Genomic DNA, 344 nt, shown 5'->3' with positions numbered 1-344 from the left:
GCTGCCCGTACAGCCTTGTCCCTGAGCACACCAGTGATCACATTCACAGGCAATGTGCCACATCAACTGACTATCGTTGATGACATCGCTGGCGCAAACAACATTGATCTGTCCCTGATCTCTGTTACTAGCGGCACTTTGGTAATCGACACAACGTCTTCTTCCAATGCAACTGGCGGCGGCGTGAACAACACGACTGTCAGCAATGCAGTGACAGTATCTGGCGGTGCAGTGGTAACAACAGGTGTTGTTGGTACATCCCCAGTCAACGGTGGTGGTACAGCATTGTCTGCAACAGCATTCGTAGCTGGCGGTACTTACACAAGCTTGGCCAATGTGAACGA

General features: G+C 51.5%; 1 protein-coding gene. It reads left to right on the top strand.

The annotated features are described in order from the left end of the window. Window positions 1-33: 33 nt before the first annotated feature. Window positions 34-344: hypothetical protein (locus ACO0LK_RS27040; protein ID WP_422980613.1), on the top strand; the 311-nt coding region annotated here is incomplete at its 3' end.

The sequence above is a fragment of the Undibacterium sp. Ji49W genome, from assembly GCF_049340205.1.
In the GTDB taxonomy this organism is placed as follows: Bacteria; Pseudomonadota; Gammaproteobacteria; order Burkholderiales; family Burkholderiaceae_D; genus Undibacterium.
This window is presented reverse-complemented; position numbering and strand designations above follow the sequence as displayed.